3 protein-coding genes are annotated in these 3,637 nt (G+C 71.5%); 1 reads left to right on the forward strand and 2 read right to left on the reverse strand.

What is annotated here, in order from left to right:
* Positions 1 to 97 precede the first annotated feature (97 nt).
* A complete protein-coding gene (locus ABD54_RS25980) occupies positions 98 to 1,960 on the forward strand; it encodes an ABC transporter ATP-binding protein (protein WP_047872182.1) in 1,863 nt (620 codons plus the stop codon).
* A 123-nt stretch (positions 1,961 to 2,083) separates the two neighbouring features.
* On the opposite strand, the gene ABD54_RS25985 is transcribed toward ABD54_RS25980, so the two are convergent.
* Both ABD54_RS25985 and ABD54_RS25990 read right to left on the reverse strand, forming a co-directional pair.
* Positions 2,084 to 2,593: a (2Fe-2S) ferredoxin domain-containing protein gene (locus ABD54_RS25985; protein ID WP_235432205.1), complete on the reverse strand. Its 510-nt coding sequence runs from the start codon at positions 2,591 to 2,593 to the stop codon at positions 2,084 to 2,086.
* Between the two features lie 143 nt (positions 2,594 to 2,736).
* The coding region (locus ABD54_RS25990; protein WP_053063658.1) for a M23 family metallopeptidase at positions 2,737 to 3,637 on the reverse strand (901 nt) is incomplete at its 5' end.

The raw sequence follows: 3,637 nt of genomic DNA on the forward strand, positions 1-3,637 counted from the left end.
CTCCCCGCCCCCACCCGCGGCCTGGGAAGCGGCGCACACGCACCGGTGTTGACGCTTGCGTGGCGAATAGGCAAGCAGAACGAGGCTGTTCATGACAATGATGTCCGGCAGGCCCTCCTACAGGGCCCTGGTCAACGACGGGAGCGCGAAGGGGCAGTCACTGCCCCCCGGGATCACCCGACGCATCATCTCCTACGCCCGCCCGCACTGGCGGGTGATCCTGTGCTTCCTGCTGGTGACGACGGTCGGAGCCGGGATCGTGGTCGCCAACCCGCTCCTGCTCAGGGCCATCATCGACCGCGGCATCCTGCCCGGGAACACCGGGCTGGTGGTGTGGCTGGCGCTCGCGGCGGCGGGTCTGGCGGTGCTGGAGAGCGGGCTGACCCTGCTCGGCAGGTGGCTGTCCTCCCGGATCGGTGAGGGGGTCATCTACCAGTTGCGCACGCAGGTGTTCACCCACGTGCAGCGGATGCCGGTGGCCTTCTTCACCCGTACGCAGACGGGATCGCTGATCAGCCGCCTGAACACGGACGTGGTGGGCGCGCAGCGGGCGATCACCTCCGTCCTGCAGTCGGTGGTGTCCAACCTGGTGAGCGCGACCGCGGTGATCGTGACGATGCTCGCCCTGTCGTGGCAGGTGACGCTGATCGCGCTGGCCCTGGTCCCGCTGTTCGTGGTCCCCGCCAAGGTGATCGGGCGGCGGCTGGCGCACATCTCCCGCGACGCGATGGACACCAACGCGGACATGAGCTCGCTGATGACCGAGCGGTTCAACGTCGGCGGGGCGATGCTGGTCAAGCTGTACGGGCGCCCCGAGGAGGAGTCGGCGGGGTTCGCCCGGCGCGCGAGCCGTGTCCGCGACCTGGGCGTGCGCCAGGCGGTGTTCGGCTCGCTGCTGTTCAGCATGCTGGGCCTGATCACGGCGCTGGCCATGGCGATGGTCTACGGGGTCGGCGGCGTGCTGGCGATCGGCGGGGCCTTCGAGGTGGGCACGCTGGTGGCACTGACCACACTGCTCGCCCGCCTGTACGGGCCGGTGACGACGCTGTCCAACGTGCACGTGGAGATCATGACCGCGCTGGTCTCCTTCGACCGGGTCTTCGAGGTGCTGGACCTGGAGCCGGGCATCAAGGAGAGCCCCGACGCCCGGGACCTGCCCGGGGGGCGTCTGGGCGTGGAGTTCGACAACGTGTCGTTCCGCTACCCGGCGGCGAAGGAGTCGTCGGTGGCGTCGCTGGAGCTGACTCCTCAGGCGTCGGTGGACGAGGACACCCAGGTGCTGAGCGGGGTGTCGTTCCGGGCGGAGCCGGGGACGATGGTGGCCCTGGTGGGACCGTCCGGAGCGGGCAAGACGACGCTGACGCACCTGGTGTCGCGCCTGTACGACCCGACCGAGGGCCGGGTGCTCGTCGGCGGGCTGGACCTGCGCGAGGTGACCGGCGACTCGCTGCGCGAGGCGGTCGGCGTGGTCACCCAGGACGCTCAGCTGTTCCACGACACCGTGGGGGCGAACCTGCGGTACGCGCGGCCGGAGGCGACCGACGGCGAACTGGAGGAGGTGCTGCGGATGGCACGGCTGGGCACCCTCCTGGACCAGCTGCCCAACGGGCTGGACACGATGGTCGGCGACCGGGGGTACCGGCTCTCAGGCGGTGAGAAGCAGAGGCTGGCGATCGCGCGGCTGCTGCTGAAGGCGCCCTCGGTGGTGGTGTTGGACGAGGCGACGGCCCATCTGGACTCCGGGTCCGAGGCGGCCGTACAGGAGGCGCTGTCCGTGGCGCTGGAGGGCAGGACCTCGCTCGTGATCGCGCACCGGCTGGCGACGGTGCGCGAAGCGGACCAGATCCTGGTGCTGGAGGACGGCCGGATCCTGGAGCGCGGCACGCACGACGAGTTGCTGGACCAGGGCGGGCTGTACACCGCGCTGTACCGGACCCAGTTCGCGCCGCAGGGCCGGTAAGCGCCCGTGCCGGGGACCGGCCCGTTGGGACGGTTTCCGGCGCGTCCGGTCGGCCGGCCATCGGGAAGGCTGTCCGGCGCCGGGGGTGTGGCTGCCGGGGCCCGGGGCCGGTCCCCCCTCGGCCTAGCCGCCCTTCTTTGACTTCTCGTCCTTGGCCTTCTTGGCCTTTTTGGCCTTCTCGTCGTCCTTCTTGCCCTTCTTGCCCTTCTTGGACTTCTCGTCCTTCTTCTTCCCGCCGCTCTTGCCCGGTCGGGCGGCATCCGTGCGCCTGTCCTTCTTGCGTTCCTTCTTGCGTTCCTTCTTGGCCGCCTTGGAGTGCTTGGGTTTCTTGCGCTTCTTCGGCTTCTTGGCGTCCTTGGAGGTCAGGTGGTCGGCCAGGACGGCGGGCAGCGGTGCGATCCCGGGCCCGCCCTCGAAGATCCAGTCGTCGACGGCCTCGACCAGCTTGTCCTCGGTGACCTCCCCCAACCACACCGGGCGGCCTCCTGCGGCCCGCCCGGCCGAGGACGGCTGGACGACCACCACGTTGGCCTGGAAGCAGATGCCCAGGCACTTGCTGGTGCGGACGGGAACGCTGCGTCCGGAGTGGTCGTCGATGGCCCTGAGGCGGGCGAGTTGCGCCTTGTGGTCCACCCCGGGGACCTTCTTCTTGGTGCCGCAGCAGCAGCCCCGGCACACCGTTAGCTGACAGGGACGTCCTTGGGCCGTGTCCACTCTTCTCCCTTCACGCTCCCGCCGAACCCCAGGAACCGTTAGGTTCGCCTTACCTCATCACCCTAATCCTTGGTCGGAACCGCCTGACCAGCGGGCACGCCTCCGGCCCCGGGCACCGGCGCGCTCCTGTGCCCGGGGCCGGTGACCACCACGGGACGCCAGGTCTCGGGCAGCCCCGCGCCGCCGTCCCGGCCGTTCCACCCCGGCGCCCACACGAACGGCAGCCCGGCGGCGAAGAGCGGACCCGGCCGGTCCATGAGCTGCATCCGCACCTGGGGCTCGGTGCAGGAACCGGAGTTCCCGCAGCGGGCCACCGTCTGACCCGCCCGCACGCGGTCGCCGCGGCGGACCGCCAGCGATCCGCGCTCCAGGTGGCCCAGGAGTACGTAGGCGCCGCCCACGTCGATCACCAGATGGTTGCCGAGCGGTCCGGCCGGGCCGCGCAGCTCCCGCAACGTGTTCTCCACGACCGAGCCGAACAGCCACGGCCAGGAGTTGCGGCTGCGGTGGTCGCGCCGACCCCCGCGAGCGGTCACCACCGTCCCGTCGGCGGGCGCGTGGACGGGCTGGCCGAAGGCCGGGAAGTCGCCCGGCGGGCGGCTGAGCGGCCGCCAGCCGATGTCGGGGCGGGCACCCGCGCCGGGTTCGGCGACCAGGCCCAGTGCGTGGGTCTGCCCGTAGGCGTGGCTGCCCTGGCTCGGCACGCTGTCCAGGGGGCTGGTGAGCGCCATCCACCTGCCCCGCACGGGCGGTTCCAGCACCCGGGGCTCGCACCGCACGGTGCCCAGCCGCAGGTACACGGCCAGCGCGGCGGCGAACAGGACGCTGCCCACCCACCAGGAGAGGCCGAGGTAACCGGCGAGGAGGGCGGGGGTGGCCGTCCACATCAGCGGCATGCGGACCCTGGCGAGCAGCAGCGGCCAGCGGGGGACGGGACGTCCGGAGGGGGCCGGGGAACGGCGC

The sequence above is a fragment of the Nocardiopsis sp. RV163 genome (assembly GCF_001029525.1).
Classification (GTDB): domain Bacteria; phylum Actinomycetota; class Actinomycetes; order Streptosporangiales; family Streptosporangiaceae; genus Nocardiopsis; species Nocardiopsis dassonvillei.